Genomic DNA, 20,149 nt, shown 5'->3' with positions numbered 1-20,149 from the left:
CGCTCAGCCGGCGCGGTCGGGGATATAGTCGCGAATGAAGGTCGCGCGGTCGATGGCGGCCAGCCGCGCGCTATCCAGCGCGCAGCCGTCGGCGTCGAAGGATATCGCGCCGATGCGCCACAGGCCTTCCGCGGCGTCCCATTCCATATCGCAGCTGTGTTCGGTGGCGGTGCGCATCGCTTCGGCAATCGTCATGGGGATATCGGCGACAATGGATACCCGATCATAGGAAAAGTGCGCACCCGCGAGCATGGCTGTTGCCTCCGGATATCGAAAGCGTCTCGGCCGGCAGCTGCGTGCGGCCGAAGCGCGCCTGCTCGCGCGCCCGCCGGTTCAACGCCGTGCGGTGCGTGTGACGCGTCTACTGCCGCTAATGCTGATCGTGACCATGCTGATCTGGCTGGCGGCGCCGGCGGTCTGGCTGCGCGCGCTGACGCCCTGGGTGGGTGCGGCGGCGCTGCTCTGCGCCGGCATCTATCTGGGGCGGGTGATCCTGCGTATCGGTCGCTTTTACTGGCACCACCTGGCCGACGCGAACGACAGTGATCCGGCAGCAGCCAGCCTGCGCGGCGCGCTCTATCAGACTGTCTTCGTGCTGCTGGGCACGCTGATGCTGGCCGCCGGCTTCTTCGCCGTCTCCACGCAGCTGCTCGCCGAGAGCGGCACGACGTTGCAATCACGCCTGCTCTGGGCGCTGACGGTGGGCGGGATGATCCTGTCGCTCTTCTTCGGTGAACTCGTCACTCGCCTCATCGAGCTGATGGAGACCATGCTCGAAGCCCGCGACGAGGAGGAGGGCGCGCCGTGAGCATGCCGCCGCCGCTGCATATCGGCCCGTATCGCATCGACACGCCGCTGCTGCTGGCGCCGATGGCTGGTGTCACCGACCGCTGCTTTCGCGTGCTCTGCCGGCGCCTGGGCGCCGGGCTGGCCGTCTCGGAGATGACGCACGCTGACCCGAAGCTGCGAGGCACGCCCAAGTCCCGCGCCCGCCACGACCACGAAGGCGAATCCGCGCCCATCGCCGTGCAGATCGCCGGCGCCGAGCCGGAGATGCTGGCGCGAGCGGCGCAGTACAACCGCGCGCACGGTGCGCAGATCGTCGACATCAATATGGGCTGCCCGGCCAAGAAGGTCTGCCGCCGCGATGCCGGCAGCGCGCTGCTCGCCGACGAGCGCCTGGTGGGGCGCATCCTGCACGCCGTCGTGCGCGCGGTGGACTGCCCGGTGACGCTGAAGGTCCGTACCGGCGTCGATCCGGCGCATCGCAACGCGGTGCGCGTGGCGCGCATCGCCGAGGATGCCGGTATCCGCATGCTGTCGGTGCATGGCCGTACGCGCGACCAGGCCTATCGCGGCGATGCCGAGTACGCCACCATCGCTGCGGTGAAGGCCGCGGTGGGCATTCCGGTGATCGCCAATGGCGACATCGATGGGCCCGAGGCGGCGCAGCGCGTTCTGCAAGCCACCGGCGCCGACGGCCTCATGATCGGCCGTGCCGCCCAGGGCCGGCCCTGGATTTTCGGCGAGGTCGCCGCCGCGCTGCGTGGCGAGCCGCAGCCGGCGCCGCCGAGCCAGATACAGATCGGCGGCTGGCTGCTCGAGCATATGGAGGCGCTCTACGGCCTCTACGGCGAGCGCGGCGGCGTGCGCATCGCGCGCAAGCACATCCGCTGGTACTGCGAATCCTCCGTCGATGACGACGCGCTCTGGGCGCGTGTCTGCCGTGTCGAGTCGGCCAGCGAGCAGCGCCGTCTGGTGGCCGAGGCCTTCGGCTTCGCGGCGCAGCGTGCGGCATGAGGTTTCCTGCGCCGACAGAGCTGAGTGGCTCGGGGCCATGCCGACATCCTCTCTTGAAGGTGCCCAGCGCGCCGCCGTTCAACGAAACCACGCGGCTACCGGCGTCATGAGCGATTCGCTATCCAGCCTGCATCCGGCCCAGGTCCGACTGGCCCAGGCCGTGCTCGAAGAAGTGCTTGCCGATGGTGCGGCCGCCGACCGGGCGCTCGCACGCCATATCGGTCGAAATCGCAAGCTGGGGGCGCGCGACCGCCGCTGGGTGACGCGCCTGCTCTTTGGCAGCCTGCGCAGCGCCGTTGGCTTGCGCCGCCGTGCCGGTGATGAGCCCGCCGCCTGGCTGGCCGCCCAGCTTGCCGAGGTGCACGCGGCGACCGCCGAGGATCTCGCGCGGCTGGGTCTGCCGACACCGCCGCCGGCAATGGCCGAGGACGATGAAGCGCGGCGCAACTGGCCGGAATGGCTGAACGTGGCGGCGACCGCGCGCATGGATCCGGACGACTGCGACGCACTGGCGGCGGCCCTGCGCCAGGAGGCCGCCGTGGACCTGCGCGTGAACCGCCTGCGCGGAAGCCGCGAGCAGGTGCGGGCGCTGCTCGCCGAGGACGGCGTCACTGCGCAGCCGCTGGAATGGGCGCCCGACGCGCTGCGACTGGCCGCACGCCGCCCGCTGCAGCAGACCCAGGCCTGGCGGCAGGGCCTGATCGAGCCGCAGGATGCCGGCAGCCAGCTCATCTGCGAGCTGCTGTCGCCGGTGGCCGGCGAGACCGTGGCCGACTGGTGCGCCGGTGCCGGTGGCAAGGCGCTGGCGGTGGCTGCCCAGCAGCGCGACCGCGGCACGATCACGGCCTTCGATACTGATGCGCAGCGGCTGAGGCGCATCGCCGAGCGTGCGAACCGGCTGGGCGTGCGCAGCATCGAGGTGCAGGCCTTCGACGGCGACGCCCCTGACGCGGTCTTTGACGCGGTGCTGGTGGACGCCCCCTGCTCGGGCAGCGGTACGCTGCGTCGGCATCCGGATCAGGTGCTGCGCGCGGTCGACCTCGCGGCCATGGCTGCCACGCAGCGCGCCATCCTTGATGCGGCGGCGTGCGCTGTGCGGCCCGGCGGGCGGCTGGTTTACGCCACCTGCAGCTTCTTGCCGCAGGAGAACGACGATATCGTCGCCAGCTTCCTGCAGGCGCACCCGGATTTCTCGATGGTGCCGGCCGCTGGTGTGCTGGGCAGCCCGCCGGCCGATGCCGACGATCCCTGGCTACGCACGCGGCCCGATGTTCACGGCTGCGACGCCTTCTGTGCGCTGCGGCTGCAGCGCGCCGGCTAGGTGCGGTCGGGCAGGGCCAGGCGCTCTGCGACCACGCGCAGCACGTGCGGATTGGCGACCATCGCCATGTGGCTGCCGCGCACGGCGACGTTTTCGGTGTTCGGCCCTGGTAGCTCGCGGCAGCAGCGCGCGGCGACGATGCCGTCACTCGGTGAGTAGACCGCCGTGCAGGGCACCGGCGGCGCAGCCTCGCGGCGCGTGAAGGCAGCCCAGTCGATCTCCCCGCTGTACTTGGGGTTCGCCATCCGGAAGATGCGCTCCATGTTGGTGGCCTGCGGATGGTGGGTGATGGGGCTGCCCAGCGTGATGACACGGCGCACCGCATTCGGCCGGCCGCGCGCCAGCTCGCGCGCGAAGACGCCGCCGAGGCTCCAGCCGACGAGGCTGACGCGGCCGATGCGGCCCGCCAGCGCCTCGATGCGTGCGTCCAGCGCCTCGCCGACAGCGCGGCGCATACCGAGGTTGCGACCCTGTCCCCAGCCTTCCGCCGCGTAGCCGAGACGCTCCAATGCGCGCCGCAGCGGGCGCGTGGCGCGATCATCGGCGCCGAAACCCGGCAGCACGATGACGGCGTGGCCGTCGCCGCGCGGCAGTCCGCCAGTGGGCAGATGCAGCAATCCGCGCGGCCATTCGGCGAGGGCACGCAACTCCCCCAGCAGCAGCTTGACCGGCGGCGGGCTGCCGTCCCTGGCGGACAGATTCTCGGGCACCACGCGGCTCATGTCTCGGAAACCGCGATGGCCCCGGAGCCGGGCAGCCGCTCGACCAGCTGCCAGCCAACCAGCCGCGACGGCGTGTAGGCGCCGCCCTCGGGCTTGTTCTCGTTCAGGTGGGCGATGACGGCAAGCGAGCCGCTTACCGTCAGGCTGTAGCCGTTGGCGGTGCGCACGCGAGCCACCAGTTGGTGGCCGCTGTCGTCGCGCACCTCGCCCCAGACAAAGGTGGGCATCTTGTCGCGCGTGGCGGCGTCGGGGCCGCGCACCGTTTTTTCGATGCGCTTCTTGAGCAGCGTCTGCACCGGCGACAGGCGCAGCAGCCAGCGCAGCTTGTTGGCGCGGCGCGCGTTCTTCACCAGTCGGGGCGAGCCGGGAATGTAGACCTCGATGTTGGGAATGCCAGTGCTGTGGAAGGCTGTCGAAACATCGCCCCAGGGAATGGTCATGGCCAGCTTCTCGCCGTCGCCGAAGTCGATGCGGCGCGTGCGCCAGGCCAGCGGCACCGGCGTGATCCTGCTGGTGCGCCGGATGCTGCCGCCCTGGCCCAGAGCCTCCACGGAAGTCTTGGCCGTGCCGGGCGAGAAGCCCGAGCGCGAATCGAAGCCCAGCGCCAGATGCGTGGCCTCGGGCATGGCTTCGGCCAGCCTTGCTGCTACACAGTCGGTGGGAATGACGTCGAAGCCGACGCCCGGGCAGAGCACAACGCCGGCTTCGGTGGCGCGCGTGGCCTGGGCCTGGGCGTGCTCGAAGACCGCGATCTCACCGCTGATGTCCAGATAGTGCGCGCGTGCCGCCAGACAACCCTCAATCATCGGTGCGCTGGTGGCCGAGAAGGGGCCGGCGCAGTGCAGCACCAGATCGATGTCGGCGAGCTGCCGGCCCAATTCCTCAGCGTTGTGCAGCTCGAAGACGCGCCCTTCCAGGCCCAGCTCGTCCGCCAGCGCCGCCACCGCGGCGGAGTTGCGCCCGGCGAGGATCGGCCGCTGGCCGTTGGCGACTGCCTGGCGCGCGATGAGTGCGCCCGTGTAGCCGTTGGCGCCGTAGATCATCCACTGCATGCTGGTTTTTCCGCGGGAAACAGCCGTACAGGATACCGCCGTGCGGGCCGGGGCGGGCGCGGTCGACAGGGTGGCGGGGCGACGCTAAGCCGAGGCGGTTGTCATGGGCTATGAATGCCGTTGGGCCGGGGCCGGCGGGCGCAGTGGAAGACAGGCTTGGCGTTCGGTGCGCACGGGCTTGCAAAGGCACTATCCAGCCTTTGCAGAACGGTTGTCGGGGAAGGCGGTATGCGGAGGGTTTCACCGGTAAAGAGAAGGACTTCAACGATGCAAAGGGTTACGGCTTCGTTGCGCCCGAACGGTGCGGTCAGGAGTTCTTTGCGCACTACAAGCGAATCTAGGGCTCGGGCTTCCGCTCGCTGAGGGGCACCGGGTCGCATTCGAGCCCCGCCTACTGCCGGGGCTGTTTTGTGGCCGACGCCTGCAGCGGCTAGGCTCTTCGCAATCACACGAGGAGGGAGCGAATAATGACCGCGGAAGATCGCGCGCAGCGCCTGCTGGATGCGCATGTTGCTCATGTGGTGGAAACACTGACAGGCAAGAGCTTCGGCGAGTGGCTGGCCGGTACCGTCGCCGCCAGCCTTGCCGATTGCCGGCGCCTCAAACTGCAGGATGCGGTGCCACCAGCGCGTGTGCGCTCGCTGATCGCCGAGCGCGCGCCAATGCTGGAAACGCGCGATGGGCTGCGCGAGATGCTGCAGGCCGTGGCGCGTGCGCTGGTCGAGAGCGAGGTCCACGAGCAGGTTTCGCTCGGCGAGTTGCTCGACGACGCCGTATTTGCTGCCGGCCGCGACAAGGCCATTGCCATGCACGAGTTGCGCGAATCGGCCGTGCGCTCGCTGCTTGAGTCACGCGCCTATCGCGACTTCGTGGCTGATCTGCTCTACCACGGCATCCGCGGGTGGGCGACCAACAACCCGCTGACTCAGTCGGTGCCGGGCGCCAAGCGGGCCTTCTCGATCGGGCGCTCGGTACTCAGCCGCGCACGTCCGGGCATCGAAGACAGCCTCGACAAGACATTGCACGATTACATCGACAAGAGCGTGGAAGCGACCTCCGAGATCGGCGCCAACTATCTGCTCGGTGTCTCGGATGCCGAGCTTGCGCGTGGTGCGGACGCGGTCTGGGCACGCTTGCGCGAGCTGACAGTGGCCGAGGTGCTCGGCGCCATCGACGGCGACGACGCCGCCGATTGGGCCGGTATCGTCCACGATGGCATTCGGCATCTGCGCGGCACCGACTGGCTGGTGGATCTTCTCTGCGCCGGTGTCGACGCCTTCTACGAGCACTACGGCAAGCAGAATCTGGAAGAGTTGCTGCTCGACTTCGGTGTCGACGAGGCGCTGCTCAGCGCCGAGATTGCGCGCTTCGCAGATCCGGTCATTCGGCTGCTCAAGCGCAAGAAGCTGCTGGAACCGGCCATCCGACGCCAGCTCGCCCCCTTCTACGAATCGGAGGCTGCGCGCGCGATCCTGGCCGATTGAGCGGCGCGCGGGTGGGGCTCAGACGCCGGCGCCGATCAGTCGGCGCGCGCCCACCAGCCGCTTCTTCCACCAGTCCCGATTGACCTCCGCGATGGTGACGGTGCGCCCGGGGCGGGGCGCGTGAACCGCGCGGCCGTCGCCGATGTAGACCACGACGTGATCGCCGCCGTCGATGCGGTAGAAGAAGAGATCGCCCGGGCGCGCCGCCTCGGGGGCTACGGCTCGACCATGCCGCCGTTGCTGCGCGGCTGTGCGCGGCAGCTCGATGCCGGCGTCGCGATAGACGTGCAGCACCAGGCCGCTACAGTCGAAGCCCGCGTGGTCGCCGCCGCCGTAGCGATAGGGCCGGCCGAGCTGCGCCAGTGCCTCCTCCAGGATGCGCTGGCGCAGCTCGGTCTCGGCGGGCGAGGCCGGCGCCGGCTGTCTCGGATGCGAGGCGCAGGCGACGAGCAGTAGCCCGAGCAGTGCGACCGCGGCGGCACGCATGCTCACTCGGGCTTGCGGAAGCGCAGCGTCATGCGGTCGGATTCGCCGATGGCGCGGTAGCGCGCCTCGCAATCCGCCCGCGCCGATTCCGGCTGTTGCCGGCAGTGGCGCAGGCTCGGCGGCAGCGTCCAGACGCCCTCCGGATGGTCGGCGTCGTCGTCGGGGTTGGCGTTGATGTCGCTGCGCGCGGCCAGTTCGAAGCCGGCGGCCTCGGCCAGTGCAATGACGTACGCCTCGGTGACATAGCCGCTGTCGATCATGGCGGCGCGATCGGTGCCCTCCGGTGCGCGATGCTCTACGACGCCGAAGGTGCCGCCCGGTCGCAGCGCGCGATAGGCGGCGCCGAAGACGGTGTCCGCCTCATCCGCGGCCATCCAGTTGTGCACATTGCGGAAGGTCAGCACCAGATCAGCGCTGCCGGGCGGGGCGATGTTGGCGCGGCCGGGCGTGCCCAGCTCGGTGACGACCACGTGGTCGTAGACCTGCGGCGCGGCACCCAGCATCTGCAGATAGCGCCGCTGGATGCGGGTGCGGTAGTCCGGCGCTTCGGGGTCGCTGAGCGCGAAAGCAGCGGCGAAGAGCTTGCCCTGATCGCGCGTGATGGGAGCGAGAATCTCCGTGTACCAGCCGCCGCCCGGCCACAGCTCGACCACCGTCATCTGCGGCTGCCAGCCGAAGAAGGCCAGCGTATCGGACGGGTTGCGGTAGCGGTCGCGCGCCCGGTTGTCCGCCTCGCGGTGCTCGCCGGCCAGCGCGGACTCGAGCGTGGCGTCGGTGTCGCTTTGCATTGCTGTGGCGGGCAGGACCAGCAGCAGACCGATCAGGGCGGGGAGGATTCTCATGGCGTTTCCAGAAGCCGTTGGGGGGTCGTCAGCCTAGCGCCTGGCAGGGGCCGGCGCAGCTCTTTCGTCGATCCGGATGGAACATTGAACCGGGGGCATGCAACTCAGTGTCGTGAGGGGGCGAATCATGCAGAGGCTGTGGAATATGTCTGGAAGGAGGTAACTATCGAGTGTTCATGGACTGGCCCGAACTACGTTGTCGGTTTCACACATACGCTCGTCGGGTGGGAGCACTTTTACTTTCCAGACAAATCGCACGAAGATGTGTTGCAAGACTGGTCTGAGGAGCAAGGATGTCAGTAAGGGAGCTGTTTGCACCAAAGGTGCGCAGGATCTGGTTCTTTGGGCCGGTCATGATCATTTGGATCGGTTATATGCTCTATCTTTTTATTACCGGTGAGCCGATCCCGAGCGGTCAAGGCAGTGGTGCCGTGACCACTGATTCTGGTCGTGCAGAATCCCTAATAGGGCTTTTATTGGGACTTGTAGTTGGTGCTTTAGTCTTTATGATATTTCGTCGCGATCTTATGGAAGTTAGAAGTCAGGGTCGCGATGGGGGTCGATGAGGAAGCTCCGCGGCCAGTTGGTGCGAGTGTGACTAAGGCCGGTTATCAGTGTCCCGAGTGCGTGAAGAACCGCGATTTCCGCATGGGAACCTCCTCAAGTCAGGTTACGAGAAGATTCGACTTCTGATTGCCGTAATCCTATGGAGGGTTACCAGCCGCGCCTCCCCGCTGCATTCACCCGGCACTCCGGCGCTGGCGAAGCGGAGTTTCGACGGGGGCGTGGCTTCGCGACATCGTAGCCAATCAAAGGAATCCGCGGAAATCTGTGATTCCTAGCTGTCCCACGCTGCCGTCATAGCCCTCAGAGCGCCTTGGCGTCCGGGTCGGTTGGCCGCTTACTGACGCCGTCGGTCATCCAACAGCCGTCGCAATCTTCGTCCTCGTAGCGGCTGAGAATGAAGAGATAGAGGTGGTCACGACCGTCCGGGCCAACGATTTCGACGCCCTGATAGGCGTGGGAATCGTCTTTGCGCAGGGGCGCCAGCTCCGCCCCGCGGTGACCGATCAGCTCGGGGTAGGCCTCGCGAATCATTCGGGTGAAGCGCGGCAGCGGGCCGGTGTTGGCGCGATTGCCCGGTGAGGCGAATGCGAAGGCCCGGGCAATGCCTTCGTCGTCACCCTGGGCGAAACCGGCGAGCTGGGCAGCGACGACCTCGTCCGGGCCGAGTTCGGGGGCGGGCGCCTCCTGGGCGTGTGCGATCGGCAGCAAGCCGACGAAGGCGACGAGGGCAGGCAGCAGACGAGGCAGGGACATGGCGGGCTCTGCGTGGGTTCGGAGCTTGAGACTAGGTCAGCCGTCAGACGCTGTCACTTCCTGCCCGACTTCGGTTTCAGAAGGGTTCCGGTGCAGCGCGGGCTGCCGCAGTGGCAGGCCCAGACGCGCTTGCGCGCCGCGGTGTGTGGCACTTCGAGCACGATGCCGTAGTCGAAGGACAGCTCTTCGCCGGCACTGATGTCGCGCAGCGCTTCGATGACGATGCGGTCGCGCTCGGGTCGCTCGTGGGCGTCCTCTACGGTGACCGCCTGGCAGTTCGGGTCGCAGCTGTGGTTGATCCAGCGCGCGGAGTTGCCGTTGTCCTCGCCGTCGATGACGTAGGTCTCGTTCAGCGTGAAGAGATAGGTTTGGCCTTCCTCGACGTTGCCGCCATAGCGCTGATCGGCCTCGTCGTGGGTGAGCAGTCGACCGCGGTATTGAATGATCTCGGTGCCGGCGGGGATGTCGCGATTGGCGAAGACACCGTTGCCATGGATCGGTGAGCGGCGAACCTTGATGCGCGGGCGCATGCATGTTTCCGGAAGAAGTGTTGTAGCGCGAGCCTGCAGCAGCCGCGCGCTGGCCGCAAGCGACACCGTCGCGACGACCGCACTCTGCGTGCTCGTGCGCTGCTAGCATGCAGGGCATGAATCGCGACGACGAGCCATCGCCCAAGCCGCGGCAGGTGTTGCTGGATGAGGTCAAGGAGCAGCACACCACGCACTGGGACATGGACGTCATGCCACGCGCGGAGATGGAGGCGATCTACGCCGAGCAGCAGCGGCACCGCAAGCGCCGACGCCTGACCATCATCGCGGGCGTTGCCGGCGGGCTGATTGCGATCGCTTGCGCGGCGGCACTGCTGGTGCTTTACCTCGGGTGACCGCGCGGCCGCTGCCGCGGCCGGCGCGCCCCGCTACCATGCGCGGATGACCGAGACGATCACCGCGCCCGCCACCGGTGTGCGCGAAGCCCTGTATTCGCGGCGCAGTATCCGTGCCTTCACCGACGCGCCGGTGGCCGACGCCACGCTGCGCGAGCTGCTCACTGATGCCGCGCGTGCGCCCTCCGGCGGCAATCTCCAGCCCTGGTCAGCCTATGTGCTCAACGGCGCCGCTACTGATGCCTTTCGCGCGCGTATCCGCGAGGCGATGAAGAAGCACCCCTTCGGCGAACCGCCGGAATACCCGGTCTACCCCGAGGATCTGCCTGATCCCTTCCGCTCGCGCCGCCGCGATATCGGCGAGCTGCTCTACGGCACGCTGGGCATACCGCGCGAAGACAAGGCCGCGCGCCTGACGCAGTTCGCGCGCAACTTCGAGTTCTTCGGCGCGCCGGCGGCGGTCTTCTTCGCGGTGGAGCGCATCATGAACGTCAATCAATGGGCGCATCTGGGCATGTTCCAGCAGAGCTTCATGCTGGCCGCCCGCGAGCGCGGCCTGCACACCTGCCCGCAGGAGGCCTGGGCGATCTGGCACCGTGAGGTCGCCGCCTTCTGCGACATCCCGGATTCTCAAATGCTTCACTGCGGCATCGCCGTCGGGCATGCCGACCCCGAGGCAGCTGTCAATCACATGCAGAGCCCGCGAGCGGGCCTCGATGACTTCGTCCATTTCGTAGCGCAAGACTCATGAGCTATGCACGCATCCGCGGCACCGGCAGCTATCTGCCGGAGCGTGTCGTCACCAACAGCGAGCTGGAAAGCCGCATCGATACCTCCGACGAGTGGATCGTCTCGCGCACCGGTATCGAGGCCCGGCACGTTGCCGCCGACGACGAGCTGACCAGCGATCTGGCGCTGGCGGCGGCACGCAATGCGCTCGACGCCGCCGGCCTGGTGCCCGGCGACGTGGATCTCATCATCGTCGCGACCACGACGCCGGATATGATCTTCCCGTCCACGGCCTGCATCCTGCAGGACAAGCTGGGCGTGGGCGCGGCCGCGGCCTTCGACGTGCAGGCGGTCTGCACCGGCTTCATCTATGCCCTGACGATTGCCGAGCGCATGGTCGCGACCGGCAGCCACCGCTGCGCGCTGGTGGTCGGTGCGGAGGTCTTCTCGCGGCTGCTGGACTGGAACGACCGACGCACCTGTGTCCTCTTCGGCGACGGCGCCGGTGCCGTGGTCGTGACACCCGACGCCGAGCACGGCGTGCTGGGCACGCATCTCGGTGCCGACGGCAGCCTCGGCCACATTCTCCGTGTGACCGGCGGTATCAGCGAGGGACAGGTGCGCGGCAATCCCTTCCTGGAGATGGACGGGCAGGCCGTCTTTCGTCTGGCCGTGCGCGCGCTCGGCGAGTCCGCGCAGAAGCTGCTCGCCGAATCCGGGGTCGGTGCCGAGGATCTCGACTGGTTCATTCCCCACCAGGCCAATATGCGCATCATCAATGCCCTGGCGGACAAGGTCGGGATCGCGCGCGAGCGCGTGGTCACGACGGTCGCGCGGCACGGCAATACCTCGGCGGCTTCCGTGCCGCTGGCGCTGGATACCGCGGTGCGCGATGCGCGCGTCAGTGCCGGGCAGACCCTGCTGCTGCAGGGGGTTGGTGGCGGCATGACCTGGGGCAGCGTGCTATTGCGCTACTGAGCCGCGCGGCGGCGTAGACTGCGGACTCGTCTTCCGGAATCGCGTCGATGTACCGCCTGCGGGCAGCCGACCGGCTGCGCTACTTCTTCGAGCGCCAGTTCATCAAGGGCGCCGGTTACCAGCTGCTGGTCGTGGCCGGAGCGATCGGCGTTGTGTCTCTGATCGGTGGATTGCTCATCCTGCCAACGGGGGAAGAGCGGCTCGGCGAGGCGGTGTGGTGGGCCTTTCTGCGCCTGACCGATCCCGGCTATCTGGGTGATGACGCGGGCAGCTGGCGGCGCGTGGTCTCCACCGGATTGACCGTGAGCGGCTATGTGCTGTTCATGGGCACGCTCATCGCTATTCTCACGCAATGGCTGACGCGCACCATGCGCGCGCTGGAACAGGGGCTGACCCCGATTACCGCACGCCGTCACATCGTCGTGCTCGGCTTCGGCAGCCGCACGCTTCCAGTGGTGGCGGAGATCCTCAACGCGGGCGGTCGTCTGCGCCGCTTCCTGCGTCGCGTCGGCGCGCGCCGACTGCGTATCGCCGTGCTGTCCGAGCGCGTCGACGCCGGCGTCGCACAGCGTTTCCGGCAGCTCGGCCTGCGTGGCCGGCACAGCCGCGAACTGGTGCTGCGCAGCGGTGATCCCTTGCAGACCGTGGACCTGCACCGCGTGAATGTGCCGCAGGCAGCGGTGATCATTCTTCCCGGCGGCGTGTTCGCCCGTTCGGTACAGCAGTCCGAGGATGTCGCCACCATCAAGACGCTGATGGCACTCGGCGAGGAGGCGCGTGCATTGTCCAGCGCTGCGCGTCCGCTGGTGGTCGCGGAGCTGCAGGACCGGCGGCAACGCGAGGTGGCGCGGGCCGCCTACCCGGGGCCGCTGGCGCTGGTCGCGGTCGATCAGATCGTGAACCGCATGGTTGTCCAGCAACTGCGTCATCCTGGCATTGCTCGCGTCTTCGCGGCGCTGCTGACGCGCTCGGGTAGTCATCGCTTCCATGTGCGCGAGGCGGAAGAGCTGGCGGGGCAGCGCTTCGATGCCCTGCAGGCGCGCTTCCCCCATGCGCTCGTCTGCGGTATCGCGCGGCCGAGCACCGAAGGTTTCGAGGCGCGGCTGAATCCGCCCGGCGACACGTGTGTGCTCGCGGGGGACCGGCTCGTCTTCATCGCTGCGCATCATGACGCCACCGAGCCGGAAGAAGCGGTGGAGGAGGCCCCACCGCAGTCGGCGGCGACGCCGCCGACAACGCCTGCGCCGGCTGCGGTCGCGGCGCGCCGGCTGCTCATCCTGGGGTGGAATCAACGGCATCTGGCGTTGCTGGAGGAACTGGCCGGTCGCGAGGACATGACCGTGGCGCTGACGGTCGTGTCGCAGTACTCGGCGGAGGCGCGCGACCGGCTTTGTGCCCCCTTTCTGCCCGAGGATGGCCGCGTGCAATGCACGCACGTCGAGGCCGACCTGGTGGTCGAGCACGAACTGGCCGCCTGCCATCCGGAACGCTTCGACGCGGTGTTCATCGCCACTTCCGAGTTGATCAGCGATGAGCAGGAGGCCGACGCCCGGGCCATCGTCGCCAAGCTGGTGCTCCGGCGCCTGCTCGCCGAAGCGCCCCGGCCGCCGCGCGTGCTGCTGGAGCTGGCGGATTCGGACAATACGCCCTTGATGGGGGCGGACCGGGAGGATCTGCTGGTACCGCCCTTGATCGTCAGCCACCTGCTTGGTCAGGGCGCGCTGCGGCAGGAATTGCTGCCCGTCTTCGACGCCCTGTTGCAGCGCGACGGCGCCGATCTCGTGCTGCTGCCGCGCGCCGAGTGCGGAGCGGCGGCCGAAGGCGCCACCTGTGCGATGCTGCGGGTCATGCTGCGTGAGCGCGGCCTGTTACTGGGCTGGATGACGGCCGACGGAAGCATCACCCTGCGCCCGCCGGCGGAGGCCGTGCCGCCGCCGGCATCGGATCTGCAACTGTTGCTGCTGTCACCGGGCATGGGCTTCGCGCCGGAGGCGCGCTAGGCTGTGGTTGCGGCAAGCGACCAAGAAAGGAGTAGCAGCATGGAGTCGACACAGGATCTCCGGGGCGATCGATCGCTACAGGATGCGGAACCGCTTGCAGGCAGCCTGCCGGATTCCGAGCGCGGGCTCCCGCTGTGCGTCACCGCTCCGGCACCGGGCACCGTGCTCGCGGACTGGATCGCCGAGCGGCACGATGCCGTCATGGCCGCTCGCCGCAAGCATGGCGCGCTTCGCTTCCGTGGCTTTGCCGTCGACCAGGCGCAGGCCTTCGAGGATGCGGCGCGGGTCATCGCGCCCGACCTGCAGTGTGAATACCTGGGCCAGAGCCCGCGCCGCAAGCTCTCCGATTACGTCTTCACCTCCACCGAGCTGCCGCCGCACTATCCGATCCCGCAGCACGCGGAGATGAGCTTCTATTTCGATCGCGCCCCGCACAGCCTCTTCTTCTGGTGCCCGACGCCCTCGGCGGTGGGCGGGGCCACACCGCTGACCGATCTGCGCAGGGTCTATCGCGACCTCGACCCCGTGGTGCGCGAGGCCTTCGAGACGCGCGGCGTGCGCCATATCCGCGCCTACAAGGGGCCGAAGGCGAAGCACAATTTCGATGTCTTCCAGTTCAAGCGCTGGCACGAGGTCTACGGCACCACCGACAAGGCCGAGGTCGAGCGCATCGCCCATGAGGCCGGCGACGAACTGGTCTGGGACGACGATGACCGGCTGACGCTCTACAGTACGCATCCCGCCGTGCGTGCGCATCCCGAGACCGGCGAAATGGCCTGGTTCAACCACAGTCAGGTCATGCATCTGGCCGCCACGCCGCACGAGTTGGCCAGGCAGGCCCGCCTGCTGGGCAGTCCACGGCTGTTCGCGTCGGCGGCGGCGCTGAAGCTGATCGCGGTGGCCAAGCATCGCCTGCTGCCTGCCGACCGCCAGAGCTATCACGTCACCTATGCCGACGGCGGAGAGATCCCCAGCAGCCATATCCGCCACGTCTGTGATGTCGTGTGGCGCAACACGGTCGTGCAGCCCTGGCAGCGCGGCGACGTACTCGCCATCGACAACGCCAGCGTTGCGCACGGTCGACAGCCCTTCCAGGGTGAGCGCCTGGTCGCTGTGGCCTGGGCGTGAGCGTTCCGTGGTGCGGCGGTGCGCCGCGGCTTGCCGTTAAGGCGCGCTCATGAGGGGCGGCCCGGAGTGGCGGGCGCGTACGCCGTGGCAGCAAGGCTTCACGCTGCTGGAGCTGATGATCGTTGTGACGGTCGTGGGCATCCTCGCCGCCATTGCCATCCCGAGTTACCAGAGCTATGTCGTGCGCGCGAAGGTGGCGGAGGGGTACATCTTCGCCAGCAGCCTGAAGACGGCGGTCGCCGAGTCACTGATGATCGACGGGCGCTACCCGGACTCGAACGAGGCGGCCTATCTCGATCCGCCGGAAGCCATCGGGGGGCGCTATGTGCGCTCGGTGGCGATTCGTCCCGGCGGCGTCATCGAGGTGACCTTCGGCGATCCCATGATCGACGGAGAGACACTGACACTGACGCTGACGCCTTCCGGCGACCGCGGCATACGCTGGGAGTGCAGCGCGACGCTGCCGGCGAACTACCTGCCGGCAAGCTGTCGCGATGGCGCCAACGCACCGCCGGGCGACCCGGGCAGTCCGCCCGGTGGACCTCCTGGCGGTGTTCCGCCGGGGCAGTCCGGCGGGTCGCCCGGCAATTCCGGTAATGCGCCGGGAAGGAACAAGTGATGAAAGCCCCCATCCCGGCATTGCCGCGCATGTTGCTGGAGGACCGCCTGCGGCTGCTGCGCCAGCTCGTCGTCTTCGCCTGGTTGTTGCTGGGCTGGCAGATCGCGACCCAGCTCTGGCTGCGCGCCGTCCCCGGTTTCGACTGGCCGGAACGGGCCGGGTTCTCGACCGGCTTCAACACGCTGCTCGCCGTTTTCGCGCTGAACACCCTGGTGCTGACGACGCTGCTGCTGCGACGCGACTGGTTCGAGCGCATCCCGCGCAGTGCCGAGCACCGCGTCGGCTGGCTGCAGTTCGCCGTGCTGGTTTGGCTGGGCCTGCATCTCTTCTACGCTTTCCACTTCAGCGGCGGCCTCCACGGCCCGCTGCTAGCACTGCCGCCCGTACTCATCGTTGCGGCTCTGAGCCTGTTGCCGGGGCGCGCCGGATGGTGCCTGACGGGCTATCTACTGGCCGGCTTTGGCGCGGTGATTGCCATGCAGCAGCTGGCCTGGATCCATCCCGAGGGCGCGCTGCGAGTGGGCTTCGCGCTCTTCGGCCCGGGCGCACCATTGGGCGCGCTGACGCTGCTCAGCGTGCTTCTACTTGCGGTGGCCGTGGCGCTGCACGCGCGACGCTGGATCTACCCGGATACAGCCGCTGGTGCCGAACTGCTGCGCATCGACCCCGAGACGGGGGTGTTCACCGCCCGCTTCCTGCGTGAGCGCACAGCCCGAGAACTTCGCCGGGCCGCGCGCCAGAACAGCTGGTCGGGTCTGGTTCTGCTCGAGCCGGTTGATGGCTCGGAGGCCGCGTTGCAACAGGCGGCCCTCCTGCTGCGCGGCACGATGCGTCTGAACTCGGACACGCCCGCGCGGGTGCAGGGCGGGCGGCTGGCCGTGCTGCTGCCGGCCACCGGCATCGATGCCGCGGCTAGCTTCTGTCAGCGCATCAACCGCGCCTTCTCCGACGCTGGCCTGCCAGCCCCCAAGCTGGCTGGTGCGGCCACTCAGGACCGCGCTTGCAGCGCTGCCGCGCTGGAAGCTGCAGCCACCACGGCTCTGATTGGGGAGTCCCCAGATGCGTCGCCGCGGGTGGTCAGTGTCTGAGAGGGTGCTTACCGAACCTTTTTAATGTCGGTTGAGGAGGATAGGAGCGAAACCTCCGCCGGGGGTCCGGAAATTGGTGGTCTGCCCGCGATATAGCCTTGCGGCGGCGAGAAGCAGGGAACCGCGATAGCTATACAAGCGCACGTCGACCTTGAGCATTTCACGTGTGCCATCGACAAGAATTTGTCGCTCAGAAGGGGGTGCATAAGCTTGAGCGACATAGTCATTTTCAAGAATTGTCTTGAAGGTGCTCTTGGTTAGTTTGCTGCCTCGATATACACCCCTGCTCCCATAGCCGGCTACTGGTTTGAAGAACCACTGCCGTCGCTCCTGCCAAAGGGTCTCTTCGTTATTCTTGGTGACTCGCACGGTTCGGGGCACGCCATTGTGAAGCAACTCGGCACTCTCATGGCTCAAACCCCAACCTACAAGGGTTGGGTAATCCGATAGTATTGTGAAGTTGCGTTTGTCTGCGAGCAGAGCATGCGTGTACGGATTGGGGGTTATTACTGCACCTCCGTCCAACCATGCCGAACGCAATGCGGCGTGTTCAGGTGCTTCGAGGCTGAAGTCGACTACCCGATTGTAAACTAGGTCAATTCGCTTTGCGCCATTATATAATGCGCCTGAACGATATGCGATGTCGGATGGGGATAGTATGACGGTATCGATACCATTATTTCGAAATAGCCGCTGCGCTAATCGGAACTCGGGGTACAGATACTGCTCAGTGGGATGATCATCGACGATTGCTATGCGTGCTGGTCGTCCGCTATTCCGCTGCGCGCGCCATTCACTCTCGAACTGGGCGATTACAGCTGTGTTGAAATTTTTGGCCCACGCTTCAGGCGAATATTCGTTGCAGCATTGCAATTGCGCCGCAGCTAGTGCTGCATTGAGAAATGCACCCCCGGCATTAGTATTGACCTCAATAAGACGCGGACCCTCCTCGCTAAGATGAAAATCATATCCCATAAAAGCGCCTGCCTGCCCGTGCTCTATATGTGCTGTTTGTGGTGCCCAGGACATGACCCGTCGCCGATAGTCAGGGAGTGTTGCAGCGCTTTCCAACGCATGAACGATGGATAACATCTGCTCCAATTCCCGGTCGGGAACGAAGACGGCGACATTTGAGAAAAATTGATGCCAGGCCGTACTAGACAGGATTTCATCGTCTAGCTGTTCGGCGAGGTTTCGCATCAGCGCCTTCTGATCGAGAGTGACGCAGACGCAGTGCTGGTTAAGTTTTTCCGCGTCCGTCATGATTGGTAAGTCATCCGGTTTTCGCTAGTCACTCTCAGTAATGAAATCCAACGCGTTCCTTGAACTTCACCGTTTGCCATGTCGGGCCTGTTCTAGGCGATTGCCAATGGTGGGGCTTGCGTGGCCGCCCCTCGGTCAAGTGGGCGAATCGTGGAGTTGGGGTTGGGAGCCAGTATTGAGATCGTGTCTTTGGACGAGAATCGGCCTATCACGCCTTAGGTGACGTTCCGGTGCGTGAAGGCTGGCTTCGCTGCACTCAATAGGACTCCAAACGGGCGGCATCTCGGCTAAGGCGTTTATTTTCCGCGCTCTGACGGTCGGCGAGGGATTCAAATAATCGGCCTTCATCGGCAATCGCTGCCTGGGATGCCAGCGATCGGTACATATCCGTCAAAGTTGCGTGGATTCGACCGGCCAAGTCGAGCACCTCATCGAAGGTCGCGCAGCAGATGCAGCCTTTGAGATCGTCAAGAGTATGGGGATGCTTGAGATCCGGTGCATTCTGCATCCAAGTGTTGAGCACCGAGCTGTGATCGCCGGTTTTGTATCCTTCAAGTCCGGAACGCAGCTTATCTTCGTGGTCGGCGAGGTAGGTTAGAAGCATTCGGACACGGGGGTCGTGTGCCTCGTCCGCTAGTTTTCCATACTCGGTGCTCAGCTGTTGGTGGTAGTCGATTACGTGGTTCAGTACATCTTTGACCTGCTCGAATTGCATAGGACTCTCCTCTAAAGCGCCGGATAAAGACAGGTTGTGAAGGTGCCCGGCCAGCATGAAAGTTAGCCACTGTTCATGTTGGTCTCTTCAATCACCGGAGACGTTGGATCCGCGCGTCTTGTTAATGATTCTGAGTGACGGCCATTCAGAAAAAGCAATGAAGTACAACACAACAATATTAACCAGGGGTACGAACACGAGCAGGCTCAGCCATCCAGAGAAGCCCGCCTTACGAAATATATTCCAAAATGGGGGTAGAATAATAGCGAGCCAGGCCAGCATGAAAAGCCAATGGCCGTTGCCGGAAAGCATATTGTAGTCGTGCATACGTGATCGTGCCTCATCGTTATGTATCGGGTGTAACGTTACTGTGTAGTCTTAAATATTGCGCGCGTCAGTAATAGTTTACTTTTGATGTCTGGGTATTATTTGAGTAAGGTTAGTGAGCGCTCTCAAAACCCAACTGCAACACCTGACATCTCGTAAGGTGAGGCATGAACGAACGAAGGGGTTACCAGCAGGTTCAACCGGAAGAACCGGTGCTGCTGGCGGCGTATAGGCAGAAAGGTGCGACCGTGCGTGAGAGCGCTTGCCAGTTGGGACGCTGCCCCAGCACCTTGAGTCGCGAGCTTCGCCGCAACGGTCTGGTCGGAGCGGGGTATGCCTCGAAGGCCGCCTAGGTTGCGGCAACGCAACGCCGAATCGCGGCGCGACCGGCGGCTAAGCTGGCACCGGAAAGCGTGCCGTGGGGCGTGGTCAGCGCATTGCTGGACTGGCGGTGGTCGCCGCAGCCGATCGCCGGCACAGTGCGTAGCATGTGGCGCGGTGACCGTGACCGACACGTCACGCATGAGACCATCTATACCGCGATCTACGAGCGGGAGCTGTTCGCCTGCCTGCGGCAGGGCCGCATGAAGCGGCAGCGGTGCTCGCATGGCGAGGATCGATGCGGCCATCTGCTTGATGCCATCAGCATTCATCTGCGGCCGCCGGAAGTCGATGACCGGCTGATACCGGGCCACTGGGAAGGCGACCTCATGAAGGGAGCGGGCAACCGCTCTGCCGTTGCGGTGCTGGTGGAGCGCCGGACGCGGCTCGTACTTCTGGCGAAGATGCCGGACGCGATCGCAGCCGCTGCTCTGGAGGCCTTCAGCACCAAGCTACGCAGCATCGCCGCACCCATGCGCAAGACCTTCACCGACGTGCAGGGTAAGGAGATGGCACTCCACGCCACGCTGGCCGAGCAGAGCGGTGTCAACGTCTAGTTCTGCGACCCGCACAGTCCCTGGCAGCGCGGCACCTTCGAAAACACCCACCGCCTGTTGCGCCAGTACCTTCAAAAGGGTATAGACCTTTCCGTGCACAGCCAGGTCGATCTGGACGCCATCGCTGACAGCTTGAATGGGGGCCTCAGAGCCACGCACAACTTCCGCTCGCCCATCGAGGTCTTCAACGAAATGATGAAAAAGCTCAAGATCACCCATCCCGCTATCCATTAAATCCATCCGTTGCACTTTGGATTTGAGACCAGCCCCCACTAGGCGAGCTATTTGAACACGGGAGGTACCTGTTCGAGAAATGCGTACATATGCAGACTTTGGGGCGTCGCCAGTCCGTAGGTCTCGCACACGATAAAGGTGACTGTAGGAAAGAGGCACAACGCCCAGGCAACCAGGTTCGTGGAAAATATGTCGTGTCCTCCGTTGGTGCCGATGGCTT

Annotated in this window: 21 protein-coding genes and 1 pseudogene; 12 read left to right on the top strand and 10 right to left on the bottom strand. The window is 66.0% G+C overall.

Features of this window, described 5'->3' with window-relative positions:
• Positions 1-3: 3 nt before the first annotated feature.
• Positions 4-195: a hypothetical protein gene (locus tag U743_RS18150; protein ID WP_198022013.1), complete on the bottom strand. Its 192-nt coding sequence runs from the start codon at positions 193-195 to the stop codon at positions 4-6.
• Positions 196-250: 55 nt separating this feature from the next.
• On the opposite strand from U743_RS18150, the gene U743_RS11110 reads away from it, so the two are divergent.
• The 3 genes from U743_RS11110 (at position 251) to U743_RS11100 (ending at position 3,121) form a co-directional block, all read left to right on the top strand.
• On the top strand, positions 251-808 hold the full coding sequence (locus U743_RS11110; RefSeq protein WP_043768312.1) for a hypothetical protein: 558 nt from the start codon (positions 251-253) through the stop codon (positions 806-808).
• A gap of 14 nt (positions 809-822) precedes the next feature.
• Positions 823-1,800, top strand: a complete 978-nt coding sequence (gene dusB / locus U743_RS11105) for a tRNA dihydrouridine synthase DusB (RefSeq protein ID WP_043771960.1) — start codon at positions 823-825, stop codon at positions 1,798-1,800.
• A 106-nt stretch (positions 1,801-1,906) separates the two neighbouring features.
• Positions 1,907-3,121 carry an RsmB/NOP family class I SAM-dependent RNA methyltransferase gene (locus U743_RS11100; protein WP_052367972.1) on the top strand — a complete coding sequence of 405 codons (1,215 nt, stop codon included), beginning with the start codon at positions 1,907-1,909 and terminating at the stop codon, positions 3,119-3,121.
• Here the strand turns inward: U743_RS11100 and U743_RS11095 are convergent.
• A complete protein-coding gene (locus tag U743_RS11095) occupies positions 3,118-3,843 on the bottom strand; it encodes an esterase/lipase family protein (protein ID WP_052367970.1) in 726 nt (241 codons plus the stop codon). The genes U743_RS11100 and U743_RS11095 overlap by 4 nt on opposite strands.
• The gene (locus U743_RS11090) at positions 3,840-4,895 is read right to left on the bottom strand and encodes a saccharopine dehydrogenase family protein (protein ID WP_043768310.1); all 1,056 of its coding nucleotides are present in this window, start codon (positions 4,893-4,895) and stop codon (positions 3,840-3,842) included. The genes U743_RS11095 and U743_RS11090 overlap by 4 nt, the downstream gene beginning before the upstream one ends.
• Before the next feature lie 467 nt (positions 4,896-5,362).
• Here U743_RS11090 and U743_RS11085 point away from each other — a divergent pair, with 467 nt between their 5' ends.
• Positions 5,363-6,379 (top strand): hypothetical protein, encoded by a 1,017-nt coding sequence (locus tag U743_RS11085; protein ID WP_043768306.1) that lies wholly within the window; start codon positions 5,363-5,365, stop codon positions 6,377-6,379.
• 18 nt (positions 6,380-6,397) lie between these two features.
• On the opposite strand, the gene U743_RS11080 is transcribed toward U743_RS11085, so the two are convergent.
• The 4 genes from U743_RS11080 to U743_RS11065 all read right to left on the bottom strand — a co-directional run bounded on the left by U743_RS11080 (position 6,398) and on the right by U743_RS11065 (position 9,557).
• Entirely contained in the window at positions 6,398-6,865 is a 468-nt protein-coding gene (locus U743_RS11080) for a C40 family peptidase (protein WP_043768303.1), read from the bottom strand.
• Between the two features lie 2 nt (positions 6,866-6,867).
• Positions 6,868-7,707 carry a class I SAM-dependent methyltransferase gene (locus U743_RS11075; RefSeq protein ID WP_043768300.1) on the bottom strand — a complete coding sequence of 280 codons (840 nt, stop codon included), beginning with the start codon at positions 7,705-7,707 and terminating at the stop codon, positions 6,868-6,870.
• A gap of 867 nt (positions 7,708-8,574) precedes the next feature.
• Positions 8,575-9,027 (bottom strand): DUF4864 domain-containing protein, encoded by a 453-nt coding sequence (locus tag U743_RS11070; protein ID WP_052367968.1) that lies wholly within the window; start codon positions 9,025-9,027, stop codon positions 8,575-8,577.
• Between the two features lie 53 nt (positions 9,028-9,080).
• Positions 9,081-9,557 carry an SET domain-containing protein gene (locus tag U743_RS11065; protein ID WP_043768297.1) on the bottom strand — a complete coding sequence of 159 codons (477 nt, stop codon included), beginning with the start codon at positions 9,555-9,557 and terminating at the stop codon, positions 9,081-9,083.
• A gap of 116 nt (positions 9,558-9,673) precedes the next feature.
• Between U743_RS11065 and U743_RS11060 the strand changes: the two genes are divergently transcribed.
• From U743_RS11060 to U743_RS11030, 7 genes are read left to right on the top strand one after another with little or no spacing between them, the layout of a single operon-like run.
• A complete protein-coding gene (locus U743_RS11060) occupies positions 9,674-9,910 on the top strand; it encodes a hypothetical protein (protein WP_156966415.1) in 237 nt (78 codons plus the stop codon).
• Positions 9,911-9,956: 46 nt separating this feature from the next.
• Positions 9,957-10,661, top strand: a complete 705-nt coding sequence (locus U743_RS11055) for a nitroreductase (RefSeq protein WP_043768287.1) — start codon at positions 9,957-9,959, stop codon at positions 10,659-10,661.
• Complete coding sequence (locus U743_RS11050) at positions 10,658-11,617, top strand: beta-ketoacyl-ACP synthase III (RefSeq protein ID WP_043768284.1); 960 nt, start codon at positions 10,658-10,660, stop codon at positions 11,615-11,617. The genes U743_RS11055 and U743_RS11050 overlap by 4 nt, the downstream gene beginning before the upstream one ends.
• A 47-nt stretch (positions 11,618-11,664) precedes the next feature.
• Positions 11,665-13,617 carry a CASTOR/POLLUX-related putative ion channel gene (locus tag U743_RS11045; RefSeq protein WP_052367965.1) on the top strand — a complete coding sequence of 651 codons (1,953 nt, stop codon included), beginning with the start codon at positions 11,665-11,667 and terminating at the stop codon, positions 13,615-13,617.
• Between the two features lie 39 nt (positions 13,618-13,656).
• Positions 13,657-14,745: a TauD/TfdA family dioxygenase gene (locus tag U743_RS11040; protein WP_052367964.1), complete on the top strand. Its 1,089-nt coding sequence runs from the start codon at positions 13,657-13,659 to the stop codon at positions 14,743-14,745.
• A 49-nt stretch (positions 14,746-14,794) separates the two neighbouring features.
• Positions 14,795-15,364, top strand: coding sequence for a pilin (locus U743_RS11035; protein ID WP_052367963.1), 570 nt, complete (start codon positions 14,795-14,797; stop codon positions 15,362-15,364).
• Complete coding sequence (locus U743_RS11030; RefSeq protein ID WP_043768280.1) at positions 15,364-16,452, top strand: nucleotidyl cyclase domain-containing protein; 1,089 nt, start codon at positions 15,364-15,366, stop codon at positions 16,450-16,452. Before U743_RS11035 ends, U743_RS11030 begins: the two co-directional genes overlap by 1 nt.
• Positions 16,453-16,473: 21 nt before the next feature.
• Here U743_RS11030 and U743_RS18790 read toward each other — a convergent pair whose 3' ends face one another.
• From U743_RS18790 to U743_RS18785, 3 genes are all read right to left on the bottom strand, one after another.
• Positions 16,474-17,715, bottom strand: a complete 1,242-nt coding sequence (locus U743_RS18790) for an ATP-grasp domain-containing protein (RefSeq protein ID WP_084191492.1) — start codon at positions 17,713-17,715, stop codon at positions 16,474-16,476.
• A gap of 256 nt (positions 17,716-17,971) precedes the next feature.
• On the bottom strand, positions 17,972-18,430 hold the full coding sequence (locus U743_RS11025; protein WP_043768277.1) for a ferritin family protein: 459 nt from the start codon (positions 18,428-18,430) through the stop codon (positions 17,972-17,974).
• Positions 18,431-18,517: 87 nt separating this feature from the next.
• Positions 18,518-18,757, bottom strand: coding sequence for a hypothetical protein (locus tag U743_RS18785; protein WP_156966414.1), 240 nt, complete (start codon positions 18,755-18,757; stop codon positions 18,518-18,520).
• 167 nt (positions 18,758-18,924) lie between these two features.
• Between U743_RS18785 and U743_RS11020 the strand changes: the two are divergent.
• Positions 18,925-19,929 (top strand): annotated as a pseudogene (locus tag U743_RS11020) (IS30 family transposase).
• Positions 19,930-20,149: the final 220 nt, after the last annotated feature.

The organism is Algiphilus aromaticivorans DG1253, assembly GCF_000733765.1.
Taxonomy (GTDB): Bacteria; Pseudomonadota; Gammaproteobacteria; order Nevskiales; family Nevskiaceae; genus Algiphilus; species Algiphilus aromaticivorans.
Note: the sequence above shows the minus strand (reverse complement) of the source record. Positions and strands in the feature narration are given on the sequence as shown.